This window comes from Chitinimonas sp. BJYL2, from assembly GCF_027257935.1.
Taxonomy (GTDB): domain Bacteria; phylum Pseudomonadota; class Gammaproteobacteria; order Burkholderiales; family Chitinimonadaceae; genus Chitinimonas.
The window spans coordinates 130,817-151,344 of record NZ_JANZKW010000005.1 but is presented as its reverse complement, the minus strand read 5'-3'; the positions used below and the strand labels follow the sequence as shown (position 1 = coordinate 151,344).

The following is a 20,528-nucleotide window of genomic DNA, read 5'->3' as shown; positions in this document are numbered from 1 at the left end:
AGGGCATTCAGCCGCCTTGAGGCAGATTACTCGATGTTCTGCACCTGTTCGCGCATCTGCTCGATCAGGACCTTGAGTTCCAGCGAAGCCTGCGAGGTTTCGCTGGCGGCCGATTTGGCGCCCAGGGTGTTGGCTTCGCGGTGCAGCTCCTGCATCAGGAAGTCCAGCCGCTTGCCCACGGCACCGCCCTGCTTGAGGATGCGGCGCACTTCCTTGGTATGGGTGCCGAGGCGGGTGATTTCTTCGGCGATATCGATCTTCTGTGCAAACAGGGCGACTTCCTGACGTACCCGGTCGTCATCCAGTGAGCCCAGCGCATCGATCAGGCGCTGTTTGATCTTGTCATCGTAGGCCGCCACGATGGCGGGCAGGCGGGGCTGCACCTCGGCGACGATGGCGTCGATCTTGTCGAGACGTTCGATCATCGAGGCGGCCAGCTTTTCACCTTCGCGGCCACGCGTGGCGGTGAAATCGTCGAGCGCGATATCGAGCAGCTCCATAGCCGTGGCTTGCAGGGCATCCGGGCTGACCGAGTCGGTAATCAGCACGCCGGGCCAGCGCAGCAGCTCACCCATGCGCAGCTCGCCCGCCTGCGGTGCAATGGCGCGGGCCTCGTGGGTCAGCACCAGCAGTTGTTGCAGCAGAATGGTGTTGAGCTGCAGCTTGGGCTGGGTTTCGGCTCGGGTGGAGAAGCCGATCCGGCACTCAAGCTTGCCGCGCGATACGCGCCCGGCGAGCCGTTCGCGCAGCTGGTTTTCGAGCACGCGCAACTCGTCCGGCATGCGTAGCGTCAGATCAAGAAAGCGGTGATTGACGGCGCGCAGTTCCACACTCAGGAGGCCGCCGGCCAGTTCGCGGTTGGCAACGGCATAGCCGGTCATGCTCAGGATCATTCGGGGGCTCCGGGTGAGGTGGGCGGGCATCCAGGGGGCTGAACACCACAGCCGGCATGGCATCGCTTTGACTTTGTGGCACGGCAAAACCACAATGCGCCACAGACCAGCCAAATGTCATAAGCCGTGCTTTGGCCATTGGCAGTCCAAGAATCTTAACACACCGCGCCAAGCGCCCTGATGCCGCCGCCCAGCAACCAACCCCTCGCACGGGGCTATCAACTGCTCAACTACACTGTCGTCAAGCAATTGTCGGCGGGCGGCTTTTCCATCGTTTACCTCGCGCATGACGAGGCCGATCAGCCGGTTGCGATCAAGGAGTACTTGCCTAATGCGCTGGTGCTGCGCAACGAAGGCGACAAGGTCATGGCCACTTCGGCCGAGAACATGGCCTTGTTCCGACATGGCATGAAATGCTTCTTCGAAGAAGGCAAGACGCTGGCGCAGATCCGCCATCCCAATATCGTTCGCGTGGTCAATTTCTTCCGCGCTAACGATACCGTTTACATGGTGATGGAGTACGAGCGCGGCCGTACCCTGCAGAAGGAAATCCAGCTCACCGATGGCGGCGTGAAGGAGAACATGATCCTTTACGTGTTTGCTCACCTGCTCAATGGTCTGCGCGAAGTGCATCTGCACAAGATGCTGCATCTCGATATCAAGCCGGCCAATATCTATATCCGCCGCGATGGCAGCCCGGTGCTGCTGGACTTCGGTTCCGCGCGGGATGCGCTGTCTCCCTCGATCAAGAACTTCACGCCCATGTACACGCCGGGCTTTGCCTCGCCCGAGCAGTATGGCGATCGCGACAAGCTCGGCCCGTGGAGCGATATCTACGCGGTGGGGGCCAGCATCTTTGCCTGCATGAGCGGCATGGCACCGCAGGCGGCGGATGCGCGACAGCGCGAGGACAAATACCAGTCCGTGAAGAAACTCTGGGCCGGGCGCTATTCACCACGCCTGCTGGAGCTGGTGGACTGGTGCCTTGCACTCGATCACCTGCAACGCCCGCAAAGCGTGCGTGAAGTACAGAAAGCGCTGGTAGAGATTGCCAGCGAGCCCCTGCCCAAGCCGGGCGTGCTATCGGGCTACAAGAACAAACTGGTACAGCTGGGCAAGATGGAAATTCGCCTTGGCGGCAAGGGAGGGCAAAAATGAAATTCACCATCTATCAGGAAACCCGCCGCGGCGCGCGCCAGTACAACCAGGATCGCATGTGCTACTCCTACAGCCGCGATTCGCTGCTGATGGTGGTGGCCGATGGCATGGGTGGCCATTTGCATGGTGAAGTCGCCGCGCAGATCACCGTGGAGCTGATGGCCGAGCTGTTCCAGAAGAAGGCTCGCCCCACCATCCAGAACCCGCACCAGTTCCTTACCGATGGCTTCAACAAGTGTCACGACGCCATCCTCAACTACGCGGCCAACCACAGCTTGCTGGAAACACCACGCACCACCGTGGTGGCGGCCATCATCCAGGATGGCCTGGGTTACTGGGCGCATGTAGGGGATTCGCGGCTCTACCATGTGCGCGCCGGCAAGGTGCTGAGCCGCACGCGCGATCACTCCAAGGTGCAGCAGATGGTCGATCTGGGTCAGCTCACCCCGGAGCAGGCCGAGCGCCATCCCGAGAAGAACAAGATCTACAACTGCCTGGGCTCGATTTTCCCGCCCGATGTGGAAACCGGCGGCAAGGTGCCGCTGCTCGACGGTGATTCGGTACTGCTGTGTACCGACGGCCTGTGGGGCCATATGGAGAGCGACGAGCTGGCGCAGATGCTGACCGGCTATCCCGCCCTGTACTCGCTGCCCCAGATGCTGGACCGGGCCGAATCACGGGGCGGCGCGCATGGCGATAACCTGACCGGTGTGGCCATCAACTGGCACGAGGACGACGATGCCAGCAGCAACGACAGCCTCTCGACCAACAAGCTCGCCGACGGCGAAATCACCTTGCGCCTGAGCACTCTGGCGGCCGACAAGACGCTCAAGGAAAGCAAGGAAATCACCGAGTCGGATATCGAGGCTGCGATCCGCGAGATTCAGGACACCATCAACAAGTATTCGAAGTAGGGTTGGACCTGGATCGTAGGGTGCATGCACCCTGCGCCTGGATCGGCGTGTCCTCACTCTCCGGCCCTGCTTGACGCCTGCGGTATACTTAGCGCCTTGATTTTGCAAAGGTATCGCCATGCGCCCCTCCGGCCGTGAAACCCAGCAGCTCCGCGCTGTCCGCATCACCCGCCAGTTCACCCGTCATGCCGAAGGCTCAGTCCTGATCGAGATGGGTGACACCAAGGTCATCTGCACCGCTTCGGTGGAAGAAAGCGTACCGCCCTTTCTCAAGGGCAAGGGCGAAGGCTGGGTCACCGCCGAATACGGCATGTTGCCGCGTTCCACCAACAGCCGCATGAAGCGCGAAGCCGCCAGCGGCAAGCAGAGCGGCCGTACCCAGGAAATCCAGCGCCTGATCGGCCGCAGCCTGCGCGCCGTGGTCGATATGAAAGCGCTGGGCGAGCGCCAGATCACCATTGATTGCGATGTGATCCAGGCCGACGGCGGCACCCGCTGCGCCAGTATTACCGGCGCGTTCGTGGCGCTGCACGACGCCATCAGCGGTCTGCTGCGCGAGGGCAAGCTGGCGGCCAACCCGATCCGTGAGCATGTGGCTGCGGTGTCGGTCGGCGTCGTCAACGGCCAGACCGTGCTGGATCTCGATTACATCGAAGACAGTGGCTGCGATACCGACATGAATGTGGTGATGACCGGCTCGGGTGGTTTCGTGGAGCTGCAAGGCACGGCCGAGGGCACGCCGTTCAGCCGCGACGAGATGAATGCGCTGCTGGCGCTGGCCGAGGCAGGTATCAATGAGTTGGTCGCGATCCAGAAAGCCGCTCTGGCGGGTTGAGCATGAGCGTCTCACCTTCCCGCCGCGTGTGTCTGGCCCCGATGCTGGACTGGACCGATCGGCACTACCGCTATTTCCTGCGCCAGATCACGCGCCATACCTGGCTGTACACCGAGATGGTGACGACGGGGGCGATCATCCATGGTGATCAGCGCCGTTTTCTGGATTTTTCGGATTGCGAGCACCCGGTCGCCTTGCAGCTCGGCGGGTCGGAGCCGACCGATCTGGCCACCTGCGCCAAACTGGCGGCCGACTGGGGCTATGACGAGGTCAACCTCAACGTCGGCTGCCCCAGCGAGCGCGTCCAAAACGGCTCCTTCGGCGCCTGCCTGATGGCCGAGCCGCAGCTGGTGGCCGATTGCGTGAAAGCCATGCGCGATGCGGTGAGCATTCCGGTCACGGTCAAGCATCGCATCGGCATCAACGAGATCGAGCATTACGAATACCTGCGCGATTTTGTCGGCGCGGTGGCGGAGGCCGGCTGCGAGGTGTTCATCGTGCACGCCCGCAATGCCATCCTCAAGGGCCTCTCGCCCAAGGAAAACCGAGAGATTCCGCCGCTCAAGTATGACTATGTGCACCGCCTCAAGCGCGATTTCCCGCAGCTGGAAATCATCCTCAATGGCGGTCTGGCCGACTGGAATGAGGTCGATGCCCAACTGGCGCATGTGGATGGCGTGATGATCGGCCGCATGGCATATCACGACCCTTACCAATTCGCCGAAGTGGACGCGCGTTACTACGGTGACGACAGCCCGGTGCGCAGCCGCGCCGAGGTCGCCATGGCGCTCAAGCCCTACATAGCCGAGCGCATGATGGATGGGCGCAGCCTGCCCAAGCATATCCTCCGCCACGTGCTGGGGCTGTACCAGGGCAAGCCGGGTGCGCGGAGCTGGCGGCGAGTGCTCAGCGACAGCAAGCTGCTGGCCGCCAACGATATCGGCATCCTCGACGCGGCGCTGGCCGAGGTCGAAAACCCGCGCCATCTGATCCAGGCCTGACACCATGCGCACTTTGCTTGCCCTGCTGATGAGCCTGCCGCTATTCGCGGCCGAACCGGTGTTGTTGGCCACCATGGGCAACAAGGCCTCGGTCTCGTTTGGTGACAAGCCGGTGACCATGGTGGTCGGCAGCAGCCGCGAGGGCGTGAAGCTGATTTCGGTGAGCGCTGATGCGGCCGTATTCGAGATTCTTGGCAAGCGAAAGACGGTGGCGCTGGGCCAAAGCTTCTTCGCGCCCGGTGGTGGTGAGGGCGGCAGTGTGCGCGAGGCCGTGCTTTACGATGCAGGCGGCGGGCATTTCATCGCCCAGGTCAGCATCAATGGCGGTGGCGTGCGCGGCCTGATTGATACGGGCGCCACCTTCCTGTCGCTATCGTCGGTGCACGCGGCCTCCTTGGGTATCAAACCGGATCGCCGCCAGCCCGTGACGCTGAGCACAGCACAGGGCGTCAGGCAGGCTTGGCGTATGAAGGTTGATCTGGTTCGCATTGAAGGGATTCCGCTCTACAACGTGGACGCGGTCATCACAGACGGTAACTTCCCGGCGGTGGCGCTGGTGGGCATGAGCGTGCTCAGTCAGCTGCATGTCCAGCACGAGGGCGACCGGATGAAACTGAGGAAAAAATACTGATGCGGCAAACCGCCAACGCCCTGAGCCAGTGGTCGGTCTGGCCGCCGGCCCTGGCCGTGGTTGTCTTGCTGGTACTGGGCGGCTGGGCCGTGCAGCGCTGGCTGGGGCAGCCTTGGTCCTGGGTGTACCTGCTATGCCTGCCCTTGCCGGGCTGGTGGCTGCTGCCACGCTTTGCTTACCGCCTGTGGGTGGCCGAAGGCGCACTGTACTGGCGCTGGGGGCAAGGTCATCTGGGTCGCACGGGTTCGTTACCCTTGGACCAGATTGCCAGTGCCGAGGTACTGCCCTTGCCGGATCAGCCCCGCCGGCCTTATCGCACCCTGGCCGAGGGCGAGGTCCATGGCGGCAGCTTCAATCCGGGCTTCAATCGCGGCATCAAGGTGGTCAGTACCTCGGGCGAGGTGCGCTGGTTCGGCCTGCCCAAGCCCGATGAGTTTGCCGCTGCATTAAAGGCGGCGCGCCCCGCCGAGTCTTCCGCTTCTACGCAGGAACAACCATGAAAAAACTCGTCCTCGCCAGCAATAACGCCGGCAAGCTCAAGGAATTCGGCCGCCTGCTGGCCACGGTAGATATCGAAGTCATCCCGCAGAGCCAGCTTGGCGTGAGCGAGGCGGACGAGCCGCACGCGACCTTTGTCGAGAACGCGCTGGCCAAGGCACGCCACGCCGCGCGCGCAACCGGCCTGCCGGCCCTGGCGGACGATTCGGGCATCTGCGTGCCGGTCCTCGGTGGCGCACCGGGCGTGTACTCGGCCCGCTATGCGGGCGAACCCAAGTCCGACGCCAATAACAACGCCAAATTGATCCATGATCTGGCGGCACATAGCGACAAGCGCGCGTTCTATTACGCCGTGCTGGTGCTGGTCCGTCACGCTGACGACCCGCGGCCGCTGATCGCCGAGGGCCGCTTCGATGGTGAAGTGATTGCCGAGGCGCGCGGCAGCGAAGGCTTCGGTTACGACCCGCACTTCTGGGTGCCGGCGCTGGGCAAAACTGTGGCCGAGCTGACGCCTGACGAGAAGAACCCCATCAGCCATCGCGGCCGCGCACTGGCGGCGCTGCTGGCCAAGTTGCGGGAAGACGGACTATGAGCAGCCCCTGGCCCAAATGGCTCAAGGACGACGGCGCCGTGGTGAGCTGCTTCGAGAAGGTCAAGGTCATGGAAGAGAATCTCGACGAGATTCGCCAGATGACGCAGGACGCCTTCGAGGATGGCCTGTTGATGGAAGTGAACGAAGCGCAGATGCGCGAGGCGCTGCACCGCATGGTGGACGAGCTGATCAACCCCTACGGCAAGCCCTGAGTACCTTATGAGCATCCCGATCCAGCAGCTGCCGGCCGGCAAGCCCACGCCCGCCTTGCAACCGGTCAGCCGCAGCAACTGGGGCCTCACGGCGCTGCCGCCGCTGGCGCTGTATATCCATTTCCCCTGGTGTGTGCGCAAATGCCCTTATTGCGATTTCAACTCGCACGAAGCCAAGGGTGGGCTGGACGAAGCCGGCTATGTGGAAGCGCTGCTGCGCGATCTCGAACACAGCCTGCCGCTGTTCTGGGGCCGGCCCATCCACACGATTTTCATGGGTGGCGGCACACCCAGCCTGTTTTCGCCGGAGGCCATGGACACACTGCTGGCCGGCATCCGCGCGCGTGTCAAACTACTGCCCGATGCCGAGATCACGCTCGAAGCCAACCCGGGCACGGTGGAGGCCGACAAGTTCAAGGGTTACCGTGCCGCCGGCATCAACCGGCTGTCGATCGGGATCCAGAGCTTCAATGCCGAACACCTCAAGGCCATCGGCCGCATCCACGATGCCGACGAAGCACGCCGCGCCGCTGCGCTGGCTGCCGAGACCTTCGATACCTTCAACCTCGACCTGATGTTTGCGCTGCCGGGCCAGAGCATCGAACAGGCCTTAGCTGATGTGGACACCGCACTGAGCTTCGCGCCTACGCACCTGAGCTGCTACCACCTGACGCTGGAACCGAATACCTGGTTCTACCGCTACCCGCCCGAACTGCCCGATGACGACACCGCCGCCAGCATGCACGACGCCATCGAGGCTCGCCTGCTCGCCGCCGGTTTCGACCACTATGAAACCAGCGCCTACGCCCGCCCCGGCCACCGTGCGCGGCATAACGTCAATTACTGGCAGTTTGGCGATTACGTGGGTATCGGTGCCGGCGCGCACGGCAAGCTGAGCTTTCCCGACAAGGTGATCCGTCAGGCGCGCTACAAGCAGCCGGCGGCCTATCTCAAGGCCGTGGCCGAAGGTAACGCCGCGCAGATCGATGAAGCGGTCGACCTGGCTGAGCTGCCGTTTGAATTCATGCTCAACGCGCTACGCCTGAGCGATGGCTTCCCGGTGGCGCTATTCAGTGAACGCACCGGCTTGCCGCTGAACACGATGGAAACTGCACTCAACGAAGCCGAACGCCTTGGCCTGATCACGCGCGACTTCCGCGAGATCAAACCGACCGAGCAGGGGCGGCGTTACCAGAACCAGTTGTTGCAGCTGTTTCTGGGCTGAGGCCGCGGCGTTCAGTACAGCGTGGCTTTGCTGACCATCAGCCAGTACACCACCATCAAGCCCCCAAACGCGGGGAAGCCCAGCGCGGTCCAGATGCGTTCATAACGCCAGTAGCGTGCGGGCAGGGCTGTGCCATCGCGTGCGGCGATCTGGGCCATATCGCGCATGCGTAGTTGCAGCCAGACCACGGGCAGCCAGCAGGCGCCAGCCAGTGCATACAACGCCAGCGATACGGTGATCCAGCTGCTGCTGCTGGTGGGCCAGCCCGCCAGATGCGCCATCCACAGCCCCGATATCGGCTGGAAGATCACTGACGGCGTGGTGAACCACCAGTCGGCCCGCACCACCCAGCGGCTGACGACGGCAATGGCTTGCACATTGCCGCTGCGGTTGGTGACGAACAGATAGAAAGCCGTGCCAAAGCCAGTGCCGACCATGAGGGTGGCCGAGAGGATGTGCAGCCACTTGAGCAGGAGATATTCCATCGTCAGCGTGCCTTGCTGGGGGTGGGAGAGAGGGCGATCAGCACACCCAGCAGCGCCAGGATAGGCAGGTTCTTGCTGATCGGGCCGAAAGGGTGCAGCCACTGGTCTGGCAGGGTCAGGCTGATATAGACCGTGTAGGCGAGCACGAGGCCCAGTTGCACCTGCCAGAGTCGTCGGCTCGGGTGGGTGAGTGTCAGCACGCCCAGCAGGAAATCCAGACCGATGCCGGCGTAGAGTGCGGGCCCTTGCCAGCCGGCGGGCAGCCCGGCGTCTGCCAGCAGTTGCAAGCCGATCGGGCTGGAGCGCCAGGATGCCCAGACCGTCCATAACCATACAAAGGCCAGCGAGGCGATCAGCAGCCACTGCCAGGTGGCGATCACGGCGCCGCCGCGCAGGTGCGGTCGGGCAAAGTGGGCGGCGGGCTGCAGCGGTCGGGCGAGCAGCTGCGCACAAGGCTGGGGATTGGCAGCACGCGCGTGGCGCAGCATGTGCAGGCTTTGCGGGCTGAGCAGGCTGTGTGCTGGTGCCAGTCTGACGGCGAGCGCGCAACACCAAGCGGGTACGGACCAGACCCGTGCCGGTCGCATGCCCATGCCCTTGCGTAGGGCTTGCAGGTAATCCGCCAGCGGTAAAGACGCTGCGCCCACCGCATCGATGATCCGCCGGCCGGGTTGGGCGGGGTCGATAAGCGCGAGTAGCAGAGCGATCAGGTCATCCAGGTGGATCGGTTGCACCGGGCCTGCTCCGGCGGGCACCGCCAGTATGGGCAAGGTGGCAAGCTGGCGGAACAGCTGGCTGCTTGCGCCGTGATCGGCGTACACCAATGAAGGGCGTACGATCAGCCAGTCAACGGGCAGGGCCATCAAGCGGGCGTCGGCCTCGCCCTTGCTACGCCAGTAATCCACAGCGGCGTGCGAGTCAGCACCCAGCGCCGACACCTGGAGGATGCGGCGTATGCCGGCTTCGCTGGCTGCGGTAAACAGCGCCAGCGGTGCCGCGACATGGAGGGCGGCGAAGGATTGCCCTGGTGACTCGGTGAACAGACCGGCTGTGTTGATCACACAGTCGACGCCATCGAGCAGTGGTACCCAATCGGCCACCGCGCAGTGGGTCTGCAGGTCGACGGCCCGCCACTGCAGGTTTGGGTGGGGCTGGGCTGGCGGGTGCCGGCACACGGCCCGCACCCGGTGACCCTGTTCCAGCAGCCGCGCCAGCAAGGCGGTACCGATCAGGCCGCTGGCGCCGGTGAGCAGGATGTTCATGCGCTGGCACCGGGGAGTGGCGATACCGCGACCAAGCGCCGCCAGACTGTACGTGCCAGCACCAGCAGAGCCGCACAGTGACCGATCAGCATCCACAGGAAAGCTTGCTTGAGTTCGACGGCCAGATTGGCGTGCGGATTCAGGTCGGCTCGCCAGACCACCAGCATCAGCGGTGCCATGAACTGCAGGAGCGCCAGGATCTTGATCCAGAAGGCGCCGCCGGTGCGGGGGCAGGCCTCGGCCAGTAGTGCCTGCAGCACATCACGCAGATAGACCACCACGAGCAGACTCAGCAGCAGCGAGGCGATGATTTCAATCGCAAACACGGTCAAGGCATGCATGATATTCTCCTGCGGTTATTTCTGTAAGAACAGAAAGTAATGGCTAAAAAGCATCAGCGATAGCGTGCACTGCATACACCGTCCGGACAGCGATAACCCAGCCATCGGCTCGCCCGGTAACGGTTGCGTGCAAACCAGCGATAGGCTGCCTGCCACGCGGGGCGGGCAAACGGCAGGCGTAGTGGCCATACCAGCCAGGCCTTGCCAACCGCGGTGTAGGCGGCGGCGATGCAATCAATGCCAATGAGCATGCGGCCATCGTCGCGCAGGCCATGCAGTTCTGCATCCATGGCCGCCCAAGTGGTGCCGTAGTCCGCCGCATCAAAGCCCGCCGCCTGCATATCGATGAAGGCCAGTCGGCCGAGGCGATCGGCCCGGCGCAGCCGTGTCATTTCGGCATCGCACAGCGGGCAAAGGCTGTCGTAGAACAGGGTCAGTACGGGTGCGGCAGGCATGACGGTCTCCTAGTGATTCAGCCGGGTTCGTCGGTAAGGAAGCGGGCGACTTTGCCCCCCATCTTGAGAAAGCGCTGCAAGGTTGCCGGGGGCAGACCTTTGAAGTCATCGTAGGCGTGCATCAGCAGCTCCAGGAACATGAGGACTTCGTCCATGCGGGCGCGGGTTGCGGCATCGAGTTGCTGATCGCTGCCTGCATCCAGCGAGCATTCGCGCAGCACGGTCAATGTCGGGTCGAGCTCCCGCTTCTTGCGCTCTTCCATGATGATGCGGAAGATTTCCCAGACATCCTGCAGAGCGCTGAAATGATCGCGGCGATCGCCCAGTACATGGTGCACGCGGATCAGCCCCCAGCTTTGCAGCTCTTTGAGACTGGTGCTGACATTGGAGCGGGCCACACCCAGGGTGTCGGCGATTTCTTCGGCATGCAGGGCGGTGTTGCTGAGGAACAGCAGGGCATGGATCTGCGCCACTGTCCGGTTGACGCCCCAGCGGGTGCCCATTTCGCCCCAGTGGAGGATGTATTTCTGCATGGTCGGGCCGAGTTGCATGATGCTGTTTCCGTTATTTCTGTCGTTACTGAAATTAAAGTATCAATCTTCTATGGCGTCAAGCGATGGCTCGCCTTCATCTTGATCTGGCCGACGTACGGTGGACCACTTTGCAGGCTCGGGCCGAACCGGGACAATAGCGGGCATGGGTCCACCCGCACTCGTCAGATGGCCGGGCGAGCAGGCGCAGGGCGATGGACCAGATCCGGGTTGATATCAAGGCCCCTACCTTTTCCCGAGCGAGCACATCATGACCAAACAGATCATCCATACCGACCACGCCCCCAAGGCCGTGGGTACCTATTCGCAAGCTGTAAAGGTGGGTAACACCGTTTACTTGTCGGGCCAGATCGGTCTGGAGCCGACCTCGGGTGAAATGCTCGAAGGCTTCGAGGCGCAGGCGCACCGCGTGTTCGAGAACCTGCGCGCGGTATGCCGTGCTTCGGGCGGCGACCTCAAGGACATCGTCAAGCTGGGCGTGTTCGTGACCGATCTGAGCAACTTTGCGCTGCTCAACGAAATCATGGGCCAGTACTTCCACGCGCCTTACCCCGCCCGCGCGGCGATCCAGGCGGCTGCGCTGCCCAAGGGCGCGCTGGTGGAAGCGGATGCGGTGATGGTGCTGGGCTGATATCTCGCGTTACGCCAATGAAAAAGGGGATGCTCAGGCATCCCCTTTTTCTTGCTTGGTCCAATCAGGCAGATCGGCGCTGTGCTTCAGCTTGTGGCTGCGCTGCCGCTGCCTCGGGTTTCACCAGCCAGCCGAATACCATCGTGGCGGCCATTGCGCCGGCCAGTTGCGCGATGATGAACAGGGGCGCATCGATGGGTCGAATGCCGGCAAAGGTATCGCTGGCAGCTCGAGCCAAGGTCACCGCCGGGTTGGCAAACGAGGTGGAGGCGGTAAACCAGTAGGCGGCGACGATGTAGCCCGCCACCGCGTAGGGCACGGCCGCGGGTCGCTGCTGGGCTGTGCCGAAGATGACCGCCAGCAGGCCGAAGGTGGCCACAAACTCGCTCCACCACTGGCTGATACCGGTGCGTGCATGCTGCGAAGCGAACACCGCGGGCTCACCGAACATGGCATGGGCGGCAATGACCCCCGCAAAGGCACCGATGACCTGTGCGCCGACATACAGCAGCAGCTCACGGCCCTCAAGCTCGCGCCGCCACCACAGGCTCAGCGAGACTGCCGGGTTGAAATGCGCGCCCGAGATACCGCCGAACGCAAGGATCAGCGCAATCAAGCCGCCGCCTGTCGCGATGGCATTGGCCAGCAGTGCCAAGGCGGTGTTCCCGCCTGACAGGCGCTCGGCCATGATGCCTGAACCCACCACGCAGGCCAGCAGGAAGGCGGTGCCCAGCGCCTCGGCGACAAGGCGACGAGAGAGGCTGTAGCTCACGATTGCGCCAGCCGCTGCAACTCGGCCTTGAGTGCCAATTTGTCGAGCTTGTCGATCGGCAGGCTGGTGAACAGGCGCAGACGGTTGCTGATCAGGCTGGCCGTGTGAGCAAAGGCGGCCAGCTTGGCGGCATCGTCGCCCTCGGTGGCCGAGGGGTCGGCAAAGCCCCAGTGTGCCGTGGTCGGGTGGCCGGGCCAGATCGGGCAGACTTCGCCGGCGGCGTTATCGCAGACGGTGAAGATGAAGTCCATCTGCGGTGCCCCGGCTTCGGCAAACTCATCCCACGTCTTGCTGCGCATGCCGGTGGTGTCGATACCCAGCTTCTCCAGCGTGGCCAATGCAAACGGGTTGACCTTGCCCGAGGGCATGCTGCCGGCGCTGTATGCCTTGAAGCGGCCTTGGCCGATCTGGTTCAGCAGGCCTTCGGAGAGAATGCTGCGCGCCGAGTTGTGCGTGCACAGGAACAGTACGTTGTAGATTTTGTCGCTCATGGTCTTGGGCTTGGGGCTAGGTGGGAAATCGGGTTCAACAGCAACCAGTGCCTGTGCTGCAACTGGCTTCGCCGAGTTTGATGCGCGGCTTGGCTGCCGGGGCGCAGCAGCTGTCGCCGGTTTCGGGGGTGTTGCCGTAGACGGCGACCTCCCCCATCGAGTGGAAGGCCTCCCAGACCACCCCTTGGGGGTCGGTGATCCAGTGTTTGTTCGATTGCGCGTAGCAGCACTGGGCGCCAGGTTCGGCGATGGCGTGTAGCTGGCCTTGTTGCGCGCGCGCGGCGATCTCGTCCAGCTCCTCAGCGCTATCGACCTGGATGCCGAGATGGTTGACGCCGTGCTTGGCCGAGCGCGTCGAGATCGCGAAATTCACGCGCGGATCATCGAGCATCCATTTGGCGTAGTCGGGCTTGCTGACCGTAGGCTCGGCAGCGAACAGGGCGTTGTAGAAGCGGATGCTGGCGGTGAGGTCGTCAACCGAGATGTGAACATGCAGGCGTTTCATGGTGATGTCCTTTCGGGTTCAGCAGCAGGTTTTTGCGTTGGCGTCGGTATCGCACTGACTACCGGCACAGCAGTTTTCGGTCAGGAAACCCAGCAGGGCATTGATGGCGGCAAAGTCGGCCGAGTAGTAAATGAAGCGGCCTTCCTGGCGTGCCTGTGCAAGCCCGGCGTGGCTCAGTTCCTTGAGGTGGAATGAGAGCGTGGCGGGTGCGAGATCGAGCTGCTCGCCGATCTTGCCGGCTGGCAGGCCATTCGGGCCTTGCTGCACCAGCAGGCGGAAGATGGCGAGGCGGGTTTCCTGGGCCAGGGCGCCAAGCAGATTGACGGCAGTTTTGTTTTCCATAATTCCAAATTAATGGAAATGTGGAATTAATGCAAGCAGCGGTGATGGTTTTCTGCTTGAAACAGGGATGGATGCGCCTTGCAATCTGCCAGTTGGTGCTGGGTTCTACTTGTTTGTGAAAGCGGTTTCATTACAATGAGTGTCTCCATAAAAACCAGATAGAGAGACAACCATGCACCCGCCCAAGTCCACTGCTGTATATGTCCTGAGCCTGCTGCTGGCGGGCTGTGCCGATGGCGGCACCTCCGCCCCCGTCGTACCTGCGCCCGTTCCGGCACCTGCACCGACACCGCTGACCGTGCCGGCCAACTATCAGCTGGTCTGGGCGGATGAGTTCGATGTACCAGGTCTGCCGGATGCCAGCCGCTGGGATTACGACACGGGCCGCAATGCACTGGGTTGGCATAACCGCGAGCTGCAGTATTACAGCCGCGCGCGGGCGGAGAACAGCGTGGTGCGTGATGGCAAGCTGATCATCACGGCGCGCAAGGAAAGCCTGACGACGATGCCCGATTACGGTGGCCAGAAATACAGCTCGGCACGCCTGTTTACCCAAGGCAAGGCGCAGTGGACTTATGGTTTTGTGGAGGTGCGTGCCAAGCTGCCTTGCGGCAAGGGCAGCTGGCCGGCGATCTGGATGCTGGGCAATGGTGAGTGGCCTGCGGCGGGCGAGCTCGACATCATGGAGCAGATCGGCCATGAGCCGACCAAGGTATTTAGCACCGTCCATACCACCAGCGGTTCTGGCGGCAACGGCAAGGGGGCGGCAACCCAGGTGCCGGACGCCTGCGGGGCCTTCCATAACTACCAGATGCTGTGGACCACCAACGACATCCGCTTCGGCATTGATGGGGTTGAGCATTTCCGCTACGTCAACGCCGGTACGGGCGTGAACCAGTGGCCCTTCGACCGGCCGCAATACCTGATCCTCAATATCGCCATTGGCGGTGATCTGGGCGGTGCCGTGGACGACAGCATCTTCCCGATCCAGTTCGAGATCGAGCACGCCCGCGTCTATCAGGCACGCCCCTAGGCATATCCCGGATGAAACAAGGGCTCCTGCGCAAGCAAGAGCCCTTGTTTCATGGAGTAGCGATGGGTTAACGCCAAGTGTGGCTCAATCGGCCAGGCGTTGCCCTGCGGCGTCGAAGCCGTGCACATGCGCGGTTTGTACGGCCAGTTGCAAGGCTGCGCCATGGCTGAGATGACGCCCCGCCTCGCCGAGCTTGAGCACGACCGTGCCGGCCAGCCCCTCGACGCGTGCATGGATCAGCGTGATGTCGCCCAGATGCTCGGCAAGCTCTACCTGCGCGGGGATGCCAGCCTGATGCGGGTCGGCCAGTTGCAGGTGTTCCGGGCGGATGCCGATGGTGTGGGTCTGGGCGGGCAGGGTAGCGCTCAGGCTGTCCCACAGTTGCCGGTAGGCGGCCGGGGCATCGGCTTCGGGGTGGGGGATCAGATTGATACGGGGCGAGCCGATGAAGCTGGCCACAAAGGTGGTCGCCGGGCGCTCATACAGGCTTAGCGGCGAGCCGATCTGCTCGATGCGGCCCTGATGGAACACGGCAATCCGGTCGCCCAGTGTCATGGCCTCGGTCTGGTCGTGGGTGACATAGATCATGGTGGCGCCAAGCTGCTTGTGCAGCCGTGCCAGTTCGATGCGCATGTCCACCCGCAGCGAGGCATCCAGATTCGATAGCGGTTCGTCGAACAGGAACACCTTGGGTTTGCGCACAATGGCGCGGCCGATGGCCACACGCTGGCGCTGGCCGCCGCTGAGCTGGGCGGGGCGGCGATCCAGCAGCTCGGTGAGGCGCAAGGTGTCGGCGGTGCGTCGCACCTGTGCTTCGCGCTCGGCCTTGGGCACGCCGGCCATCTTGAGCGCAAAACCCATGTTCTCCGCCACCGTCATGTGCGGATAAAGCGCGTAGCTCTGGAACACCATGGCGGCGCCGCGGTCGGCGGGACGGAGATCGTTGGCGCGCTGCCCATCGATCTGCAATTCCCCCTCGCTGATATCTTCCAGCCCGGCAATCATCCGCAAGGTGGTGGTTTTGCCGCAGCCGGAAGGGCCGACAAAGACCAGAAACTCGCCATCGCGCACATCCAGGTCGATGCCCTTGATGATGTGGGTGTCGCCATAGCGCTTGTGCATGCCGCGAAGCGTAAGTTGGGCCATGTCAGGCTCCTTGATGCTGGCGTTGCAGGAAGGCGCGATACCAGAGTGCGCTGTCCTTGAGGGTGCGTTGCTGGGTGGCGTAGTCCACATGCACGATGCCGAAACGCTTTTCGTAGCCCGAAGCCCACTCGAAGTTGTCCATCAGGCTCCACACCATATAGGCGCCCACCGGCACGCCGCTATCGATGGCGATGCGCACGGCGGCGATATGGTCTTGCAGATAGCGCACCCGTGCTTCGTCCTGCACCTGTCCACCCACCCAGGGATCAGGGAAGGCACCGCCGTTTTCGGTGATCCACAGGCTGGGCAGCATCGGGTAGTCACGGTGCAGACGCTGCAAGAGCTCAGTCAAGCCGGCGGGGTAGACTTCCCAGCCCATTTCGCTGACTTCCTTGCCGGCGGCTTTAGGATCCCAGTGGCCGTCGGCACTCTGTACCGAGCGCGAGTAGTAGTTCACGCCGAGGAAATCGATGGGCTGACGGATATCGTCCATATCACCTGCGTGGACGACAGGTGCCTTGTCACCCAGCGCGGCCAGTACATCGGCGGGGTAGTGGCCGTGGCATAGCGGGTCGGTATACCAGCGGAGCAGCTTGCCATCTTCGAGGCGCGCCTTGGCGCGGTCGGCCTCGCTGTGCGTGGCCGGGTGCATGGGGGCAAGATTCAGCACGATGCCCAGCTTGGCCTGGGTGCCCTCGGCACGCAGCGCCTGAACGGCACGGCCATGGCTGAGCAGCAGGTGATGCGATACCTGGATGGCGTGGGCTTCGTCCTTGATGCCGGGGGCGAAGATGCCCTGATGATGGCCGAGCATGGCGGCTACCCAGGGTTCGTTATGGGTGACGATGGAGGAGAGGCGGTCGCCGAAACGGCGCTGGATCATCAGCGCGTACTCGACGAAATGATCCACCGTACTGCGCGCATGCCAGCCGCCTTGATCCTGCAGGCCCTGTGGCAGATCCCAGTGGTTCAGCGTGGCATGGGCCTGCAGGCCCCGAGCCAGCATGCCATCGATGAGGCGCTCGTAAAAATCCAGCCCCTTCTCGTTCCATGCGCCGTGACCCATCGGTTGGACGCGCGGCCAGCAGATCGAGAAGCGGTAGGCATCGACGCCCAGATCCCGGATCAGGTCCAGATCGTCGGCCCAGCGGTGGTAGTGGTCGCAAGCGATGTCACCGTTGCTGGCATCGGCAATCACGCCGGGCTGCTCGCAGAAGCGATCCCAGATGGACGGGCCTTTGCCGTCGAGCTTGGCGGCGCCCTCGATCTGGAAGGCACTGGTGGAAACACCCCAGACAAAGTCGGGCGGAAAGGTAAGCGAGCGGGTCGGATCGGACATGGGCTTGATCTGTTCTGGGTAAGAAATGATGTTGTTGGGGCGATCGTTGCCGCCATCCTCGCGCAGCGCTGCGGTATGGGTGGCAGCACGCATTCCTTGAGGCTATTTCACAGCGCCTGCGGTCAAGCCGGCGATCAGCTGGCGCGAGGCAAGGGCGAACAGGGCGATCAGGGGCACGGTGGCAATGGCCGCACCGGCAATCAGTGCGCCCCACTCGGTGTCGACCGGGTTCTGCAGCAGGCGCAGGGCCAGCGGCAGGGTGAAGTTTTCGGGCGTACGCATCACGATCAGCGGGCCGACAAAGTTGTTCCAGCTGCCGATGAAGGCAATCAGGCCCAAGGTGCCCAATGCCGGTTTGAGCAGCGGCAGCACGATGCGGGCATAGATGCCCATCTCGCTGCAGCCATCCATGCGCGCGGCCTCGATGAGTTCACGCGGGACCGCACTGCTCACGTACTGGCGCATCAGGAAGATGCCGAATGCACTGGCGGCGCCAGGCAGATAGAGCGCGCGCGGCTGATCGATCCAACCCAGCAGGTCCATGATCATGAAACTGGGGATCATGCTCATGAAGCTAGGGAGCAGCATGGTGCCGAGCACCAGGCCGAACAGTGGCTTCTTGAAGCGGAACTCGAACATCGCAAAGGCGTAGCCACCCATGGAGCAGAACAGCAGCGTGAGCGCTGTGGAGATCAGGGCGACATAGAGGCTCCATCCCAGATTGCGCCAGAACGGGATGCGCTCGGTGAGGATGGCAAAGTTGGCGAGCAGATCGTTGCCGAACCATAGCGGTGGCGGCACCGCGAAGATCTCGGTCCGTGAATGCGTGGCGAACACGAACATCACGTAGAACGGCAGGATCATCAGCACGGCGCCCAGGCCGACCAGCAGGCGGGCACCCAGCGGGGTCATGGTGTGTCTGGAGAGGCTCATAGCTTGCGTCCCTCGCCGAAGGCGCGATGGGTGGCGACCGTGGCCATGGCCAGCAGGGCAAACAGCAGCCAGGACATGGCGCTGGCGGCGCCGAAATCATTGAAGTCGAAGGCCAGTCGATACAGGTACACCGCACTGGTCATGCCGGCCTGGTCATTACCGCCGCGGCCGTTGGTGAGGATGAAGGGCTCTTCAAACAGCTGCAGGCTGCCAATGATGGAGAGCGTGATCCCGAACAGCATCATCGCGCGCAGGCCCGGCAGGGTGATGTAGCGGAACTGCTGCCAGCGGCTGGCACCATCCATGGTCGCGGCCTCGTACAGGTCGCGGGGAATGGTCTGCAAGGCGGCCAGGTACAGCACGGCGTTGAAGCCGACAAAGCGCCAGAACACCACGGTGGCAATGGCCGGCTTGAGGCGATCCGGGTCGTTGAGCCAGTCGATGGCGCTAGCCGGCAGGATGGCGGACAGCAGGGGCAGCTCCCGCAGCGCGCCGATGGCGGCATTGATCAGGCCGTAGTCGGTCGAGAACAGCGAGCTGAACAGGATGGCGATGGCGACGGTCGAGGTGATGTAAGGCATGAAGTACACGCCGACCAGCAGATTGCGCGAACGCTGCAACATGCCATTGAGTGCGCAGGCGAGCGGGATGGCCACCAGATGTTGGGGCAGCGCGCTGGCCACGCCGAGCCACAAGGTGTTGAACAGCGACTTCCAGAACCACTCGTCTTGCAGCGCGAAGACAAAGTTGCCGATGCCGACCCATTCCATGGCTCCCAGTCCGCTGGTCGGCTCCCAGCGGCTGAAAGCCAGGACCAGCGAGAACAGCAGGGGGAACAGGCCGAAAACCGCAAACAGGATCAGGAAGGGCGAGAGCAGCCAGTAGGGTGCCGAAGCCGGGGTAATGAGGACGCGTTTCATCGGTTCGCTCGCAACTTCAGCAGGCGCTCGGCATCGGCCAGCGCGGCGCCGATGTCCTTGTCGCGCAGCAGGACCTTGTCCAGCTCGGTGTTGATGACCTCGTCGGCAAAGCCATCCTGGCGGTGTACGGCGACGGCCGTGATCTTTCTGGCCGCATCGCGCCATACCCGGCGGGCGGGCTGGCCACCCAGGAAAGGCAGAGGCTCGTCGAAGAACGGGTCGTCGAAGGTGTCGACCAGGGCGGGGAAAATGTCGTGGGCCTGAAAGGCATCCAGCAGCAGCTTTCGGTTGAGCGTGAGGTGCTGCATCAGGTCCCAGGCCAGTATCCGGTTGGCCGGATCGGCCTTGGCGGGCAGGGCATAGAAACTGCCGCCGTACGCTGCGTAGGCGCCTTCGGGCAATTGGGCGGCACGCCACAGGCCGCGTGTCTGGGGGGCGAGCCAGGAGCCCAGAAAGCCGGCGAGCCAGGCGCCGATCATCTGCGTGGCGATCGTGCCGCGGCGGAAACCCTCGGTCCAGTCGCTGGACCAGTTGTAGACGCGCGCATCGAGTCCGGCACGGCGCACGGCGCGGGCCATTTCAAACGCGCGGACAAAGCGCGGGCTGCGTACGAGCACACGGTTGTCGCGGCTGAAATACAGCCCCTCGCCCGGCTGCACGCCGGTACGGATGAGGATGTCTTTCATGTCCCGCGCATGGGCCAGCAGATAGGCGCCAGTGCGCGCGCGGATCTGTTGCCCGGCTTGCAGGAAGCTGGCCCAGGAGCGGGTCAGGTCGGCTTCGGTAAGGCCGGCTTTCTGCAGGATATCGTGCCGGTATAGCAGGGTGCCCGGGCCGATATCGGAAGGCAGTGCCACCAGCTCGCCGCGGTGGTTGTGGGCTTGTTCCCAGGTATAGGGAACGAAGCGGGAGCGCAGCTTTTCGCCATCCAGCGGTGACTGGCGCAAGTCCAGCAGCCCGCGACCTTGCGAAAACCGGCCCACATAGCCCACTTCCAGCGCCATCAGGTCGGGCAGGTGGCTGCCGGTGGAGAGCGCGGTGATCATGGCCGTGTGGTGGTCGTTCATCTCGCGGCTGATGACTTCGACCTCCACGCCGGGATGCCGGGCCTTCCAGGCCGGCAGGGCGGCTTTGACGATGGCGTCGAGCTTGGGATAGGCCGCTACGGTCAGTCGCCTGGGTGGTGTGCCGCCGTTGCTGCGGGTCCACAGGCCCAAGCCGGCGGCCAAGGCCAGACCCAGTCCGGCGCGTCGTTTTGCGTCCACGTTCAGGCTTCCTGTCTGGCTGCGGGCGGTGCCCGGTGGGTTGAAAGAGGTGCGTTACTGCAATTCATGAAAGCGCTTTCATGATAGTGGAGCAAGAA

26 protein-coding genes are annotated in these 20,528 nt (G+C 63.3%); 11 read left to right on the top strand and 15 right to left on the bottom strand.

Annotated elements, in window-relative coordinates:
• Window positions 1-26 precede the first annotated feature (26 nt).
• Window positions 27-893, bottom strand: coding sequence for a YicC/YloC family endoribonuclease (locus O9X62_RS14715; protein WP_269533687.1), 867 nt, complete (start codon window positions 891-893; stop codon window positions 27-29).
• A gap of 180 nt (window positions 894-1,073) precedes the next feature.
• On the opposite strand from O9X62_RS14715, the gene O9X62_RS14710 reads away from it, so the two are divergent.
• The 9 genes from O9X62_RS14710 to hemW all read left to right on the top strand — a co-directional run bounded on the left by O9X62_RS14710 (window position 1,074) and on the right by hemW (window position 7,959).
• Window positions 1,074-2,051: a serine/threonine-protein kinase gene (locus tag O9X62_RS14710; RefSeq protein ID WP_269533686.1), complete on the top strand. Its 978-nt coding sequence runs from the start codon at window positions 1,074-1,076 to the stop codon at window positions 2,049-2,051.
• On the top strand, window positions 2,048-2,965 hold the full coding sequence (locus O9X62_RS14705) for a PP2C family serine/threonine-protein phosphatase (RefSeq protein WP_269533685.1): 918 nt from the start codon (window positions 2,048-2,050) through the stop codon (window positions 2,963-2,965). Before O9X62_RS14710 ends, O9X62_RS14705 begins: the two co-directional genes overlap by 4 nt.
• 118 nt (window positions 2,966-3,083) lie before the next feature.
• Complete coding sequence (gene rph / locus O9X62_RS14700) at window positions 3,084-3,800, top strand: ribonuclease PH (RefSeq protein ID WP_269533684.1); 717 nt, start codon at window positions 3,084-3,086, stop codon at window positions 3,798-3,800.
• Window positions 3,801-3,802: 2 nt separating this feature from the next.
• A complete protein-coding gene (dusA, locus tag O9X62_RS14695) occupies window positions 3,803-4,801 on the top strand; it encodes a tRNA dihydrouridine(20/20a) synthase DusA (RefSeq protein WP_269533683.1) in 999 nt (332 codons plus the stop codon).
• Between the two features lie 4 nt (window positions 4,802-4,805).
• On the top strand, window positions 4,806-5,432 hold the full coding sequence (locus tag O9X62_RS14690; protein ID WP_269533682.1) for a TIGR02281 family clan AA aspartic protease: 627 nt from the start codon (window positions 4,806-4,808) through the stop codon (window positions 5,430-5,432).
• Window positions 5,432-5,932 carry a hypothetical protein gene (locus O9X62_RS14685; protein WP_269533680.1) on the top strand — a complete coding sequence of 167 codons (501 nt, stop codon included), beginning with the start codon at window positions 5,432-5,434 and terminating at the stop codon, window positions 5,930-5,932. Before O9X62_RS14690 ends, O9X62_RS14685 begins: the two co-directional genes overlap by 1 nt.
• Window positions 5,929-6,522, top strand: coding sequence for an RdgB/HAM1 family non-canonical purine NTP pyrophosphatase (gene rdgB, locus O9X62_RS14680; RefSeq protein WP_269533679.1), 594 nt, complete (start codon window positions 5,929-5,931; stop codon window positions 6,520-6,522). The genes O9X62_RS14685 and rdgB overlap by 4 nt, the downstream gene beginning before the upstream one ends.
• Complete coding sequence (locus O9X62_RS14675) at window positions 6,519-6,734, top strand: hypothetical protein (RefSeq protein WP_269533678.1); 216 nt, start codon at window positions 6,519-6,521, stop codon at window positions 6,732-6,734. The genes rdgB and O9X62_RS14675 overlap by 4 nt, the downstream gene beginning before the upstream one ends.
• A 7-nt stretch (window positions 6,735-6,741) precedes the next feature.
• On the top strand, window positions 6,742-7,959 hold the full coding sequence (gene hemW, locus O9X62_RS14670) for a radical SAM family heme chaperone HemW (RefSeq protein ID WP_269533677.1): 1,218 nt from the start codon (window positions 6,742-6,744) through the stop codon (window positions 7,957-7,959).
• 11 nt (window positions 7,960-7,970) lie between these two features.
• Here the strand turns inward: hemW and O9X62_RS14665 are convergent, their stop codons facing one another.
• Genes O9X62_RS14665 through O9X62_RS14645 form a run of 5 tightly spaced genes read right to left on the bottom strand, consistent with a single transcriptional unit; the run spans window position 7,971 to window position 11,053 of the window.
• A complete protein-coding gene (locus tag O9X62_RS14665; RefSeq protein WP_269533675.1) occupies window positions 7,971-8,444 on the bottom strand; it encodes a DUF2269 domain-containing protein in 474 nt (157 codons plus the stop codon).
• A gap of 2 nt (window positions 8,445-8,446) precedes the next feature.
• Complete coding sequence (locus O9X62_RS14660; protein ID WP_269533674.1) at window positions 8,447-9,706, bottom strand: SDR family oxidoreductase; 1,260 nt, start codon at window positions 9,704-9,706, stop codon at window positions 8,447-8,449.
• Window positions 9,703-10,047 (bottom strand): hypothetical protein, encoded by a 345-nt coding sequence (locus tag O9X62_RS14655; RefSeq protein WP_269533673.1) that lies wholly within the window; start codon window positions 10,045-10,047, stop codon window positions 9,703-9,705. Before O9X62_RS14655 ends, O9X62_RS14660 begins: the two co-directional genes overlap by 4 nt.
• Before the next feature lie 53 nt (window positions 10,048-10,100).
• Complete coding sequence (locus tag O9X62_RS14650) at window positions 10,101-10,502, bottom strand: thiol-disulfide oxidoreductase DCC family protein (protein WP_269533672.1); 402 nt, start codon at window positions 10,500-10,502, stop codon at window positions 10,101-10,103.
• A gap of 17 nt (window positions 10,503-10,519) precedes the next feature.
• Window positions 10,520-11,053, bottom strand: a complete 534-nt coding sequence (locus O9X62_RS14645; protein WP_269533671.1) for a GbsR/MarR family transcriptional regulator — start codon at window positions 11,051-11,053, stop codon at window positions 10,520-10,522.
• 250 nt (window positions 11,054-11,303) lie between these two features.
• Between O9X62_RS14645 and O9X62_RS14640 the strand changes: the two genes are divergently transcribed.
• Complete coding sequence (locus tag O9X62_RS14640) at window positions 11,304-11,684, top strand: Rid family detoxifying hydrolase (RefSeq protein ID WP_269533670.1); 381 nt, start codon at window positions 11,304-11,306, stop codon at window positions 11,682-11,684.
• Window positions 11,685-11,748: 64 nt separating this feature from the next.
• Here O9X62_RS14640 and O9X62_RS14635 read toward each other — a convergent pair whose 3' ends face one another.
• The 4 genes from O9X62_RS14635 to O9X62_RS14620 are packed head-to-tail and all read right to left on the bottom strand — an operon-like array spanning window position 11,749 to window position 13,794.
• On the bottom strand, window positions 11,749-12,456 hold the full coding sequence (locus O9X62_RS14635) for an MIP/aquaporin family protein (RefSeq protein ID WP_308446488.1): 708 nt from the start codon (window positions 12,454-12,456) through the stop codon (window positions 11,749-11,751).
• Window positions 12,453-12,947 (bottom strand): arsenate reductase ArsC, encoded by a 495-nt coding sequence (locus O9X62_RS14630; RefSeq protein ID WP_269533669.1) that lies wholly within the window; start codon window positions 12,945-12,947, stop codon window positions 12,453-12,455. The genes O9X62_RS14635 and O9X62_RS14630 overlap by 4 nt, the downstream gene beginning before the upstream one ends.
• Window positions 12,948-12,981: 34 nt before the next feature.
• The gene (locus O9X62_RS14625; protein ID WP_269533668.1) at window positions 12,982-13,452 is read right to left on the bottom strand and encodes an ArsI/CadI family heavy metal resistance metalloenzyme; all 471 of its coding nucleotides are present in this window, start codon (window positions 13,450-13,452) and stop codon (window positions 12,982-12,984) included.
• Window positions 13,453-13,470: 18 nt separating this feature from the next.
• On the bottom strand, window positions 13,471-13,794 hold the full coding sequence (locus tag O9X62_RS14620; protein ID WP_269533667.1) for a helix-turn-helix transcriptional regulator: 324 nt from the start codon (window positions 13,792-13,794) through the stop codon (window positions 13,471-13,473).
• A 172-nt stretch (window positions 13,795-13,966) separates the two neighbouring features.
• Between O9X62_RS14620 and O9X62_RS14615 the strand changes: the two genes are divergently transcribed.
• Window positions 13,967-14,827, top strand: coding sequence for a glycoside hydrolase family 16 protein (locus O9X62_RS14615; RefSeq protein WP_269533666.1), 861 nt, complete (start codon window positions 13,967-13,969; stop codon window positions 14,825-14,827).
• A gap of 84 nt (window positions 14,828-14,911) precedes the next feature.
• On the opposite strand, the gene O9X62_RS14610 is transcribed toward O9X62_RS14615, so the two are convergent.
• The 5 genes from O9X62_RS14610 to O9X62_RS14590 are packed head-to-tail and all read right to left on the bottom strand — an operon-like array spanning window position 14,912 to window position 20,430.
• Window positions 14,912-15,973 (bottom strand): ABC transporter ATP-binding protein, encoded by a 1,062-nt coding sequence (locus O9X62_RS14610; protein ID WP_269533665.1) that lies wholly within the window; start codon window positions 15,971-15,973, stop codon window positions 14,912-14,914.
• A 1-nt stretch (window position 15,974) separates the two neighbouring features.
• The gene (locus tag O9X62_RS14605; protein WP_308446487.1) at window positions 15,975-17,405 is read right to left on the bottom strand and encodes a GH1 family beta-glucosidase; all 1,431 of its coding nucleotides are present in this window, start codon (window positions 17,403-17,405) and stop codon (window positions 15,975-15,977) included.
• Between the two features lie 9 nt (window positions 17,406-17,414).
• Entirely contained in the window at window positions 17,415-18,245 is an 831-nt protein-coding gene (locus tag O9X62_RS14600; protein ID WP_269533664.1) for a carbohydrate ABC transporter permease, read from the bottom strand.
• A complete protein-coding gene (locus O9X62_RS14595; RefSeq protein WP_269533663.1) occupies window positions 18,242-19,165 on the bottom strand; it encodes a carbohydrate ABC transporter permease in 924 nt (307 codons plus the stop codon). The genes O9X62_RS14600 and O9X62_RS14595 overlap by 4 nt, the downstream gene beginning before the upstream one ends.
• A complete protein-coding gene (locus O9X62_RS14590; protein WP_269533661.1) occupies window positions 19,162-20,430 on the bottom strand; it encodes an ABC transporter substrate-binding protein in 1,269 nt (422 codons plus the stop codon). The genes O9X62_RS14595 and O9X62_RS14590 overlap by 4 nt, the downstream gene beginning before the upstream one ends.
• Window positions 20,431-20,528 lie beyond the last annotated feature (98 nt).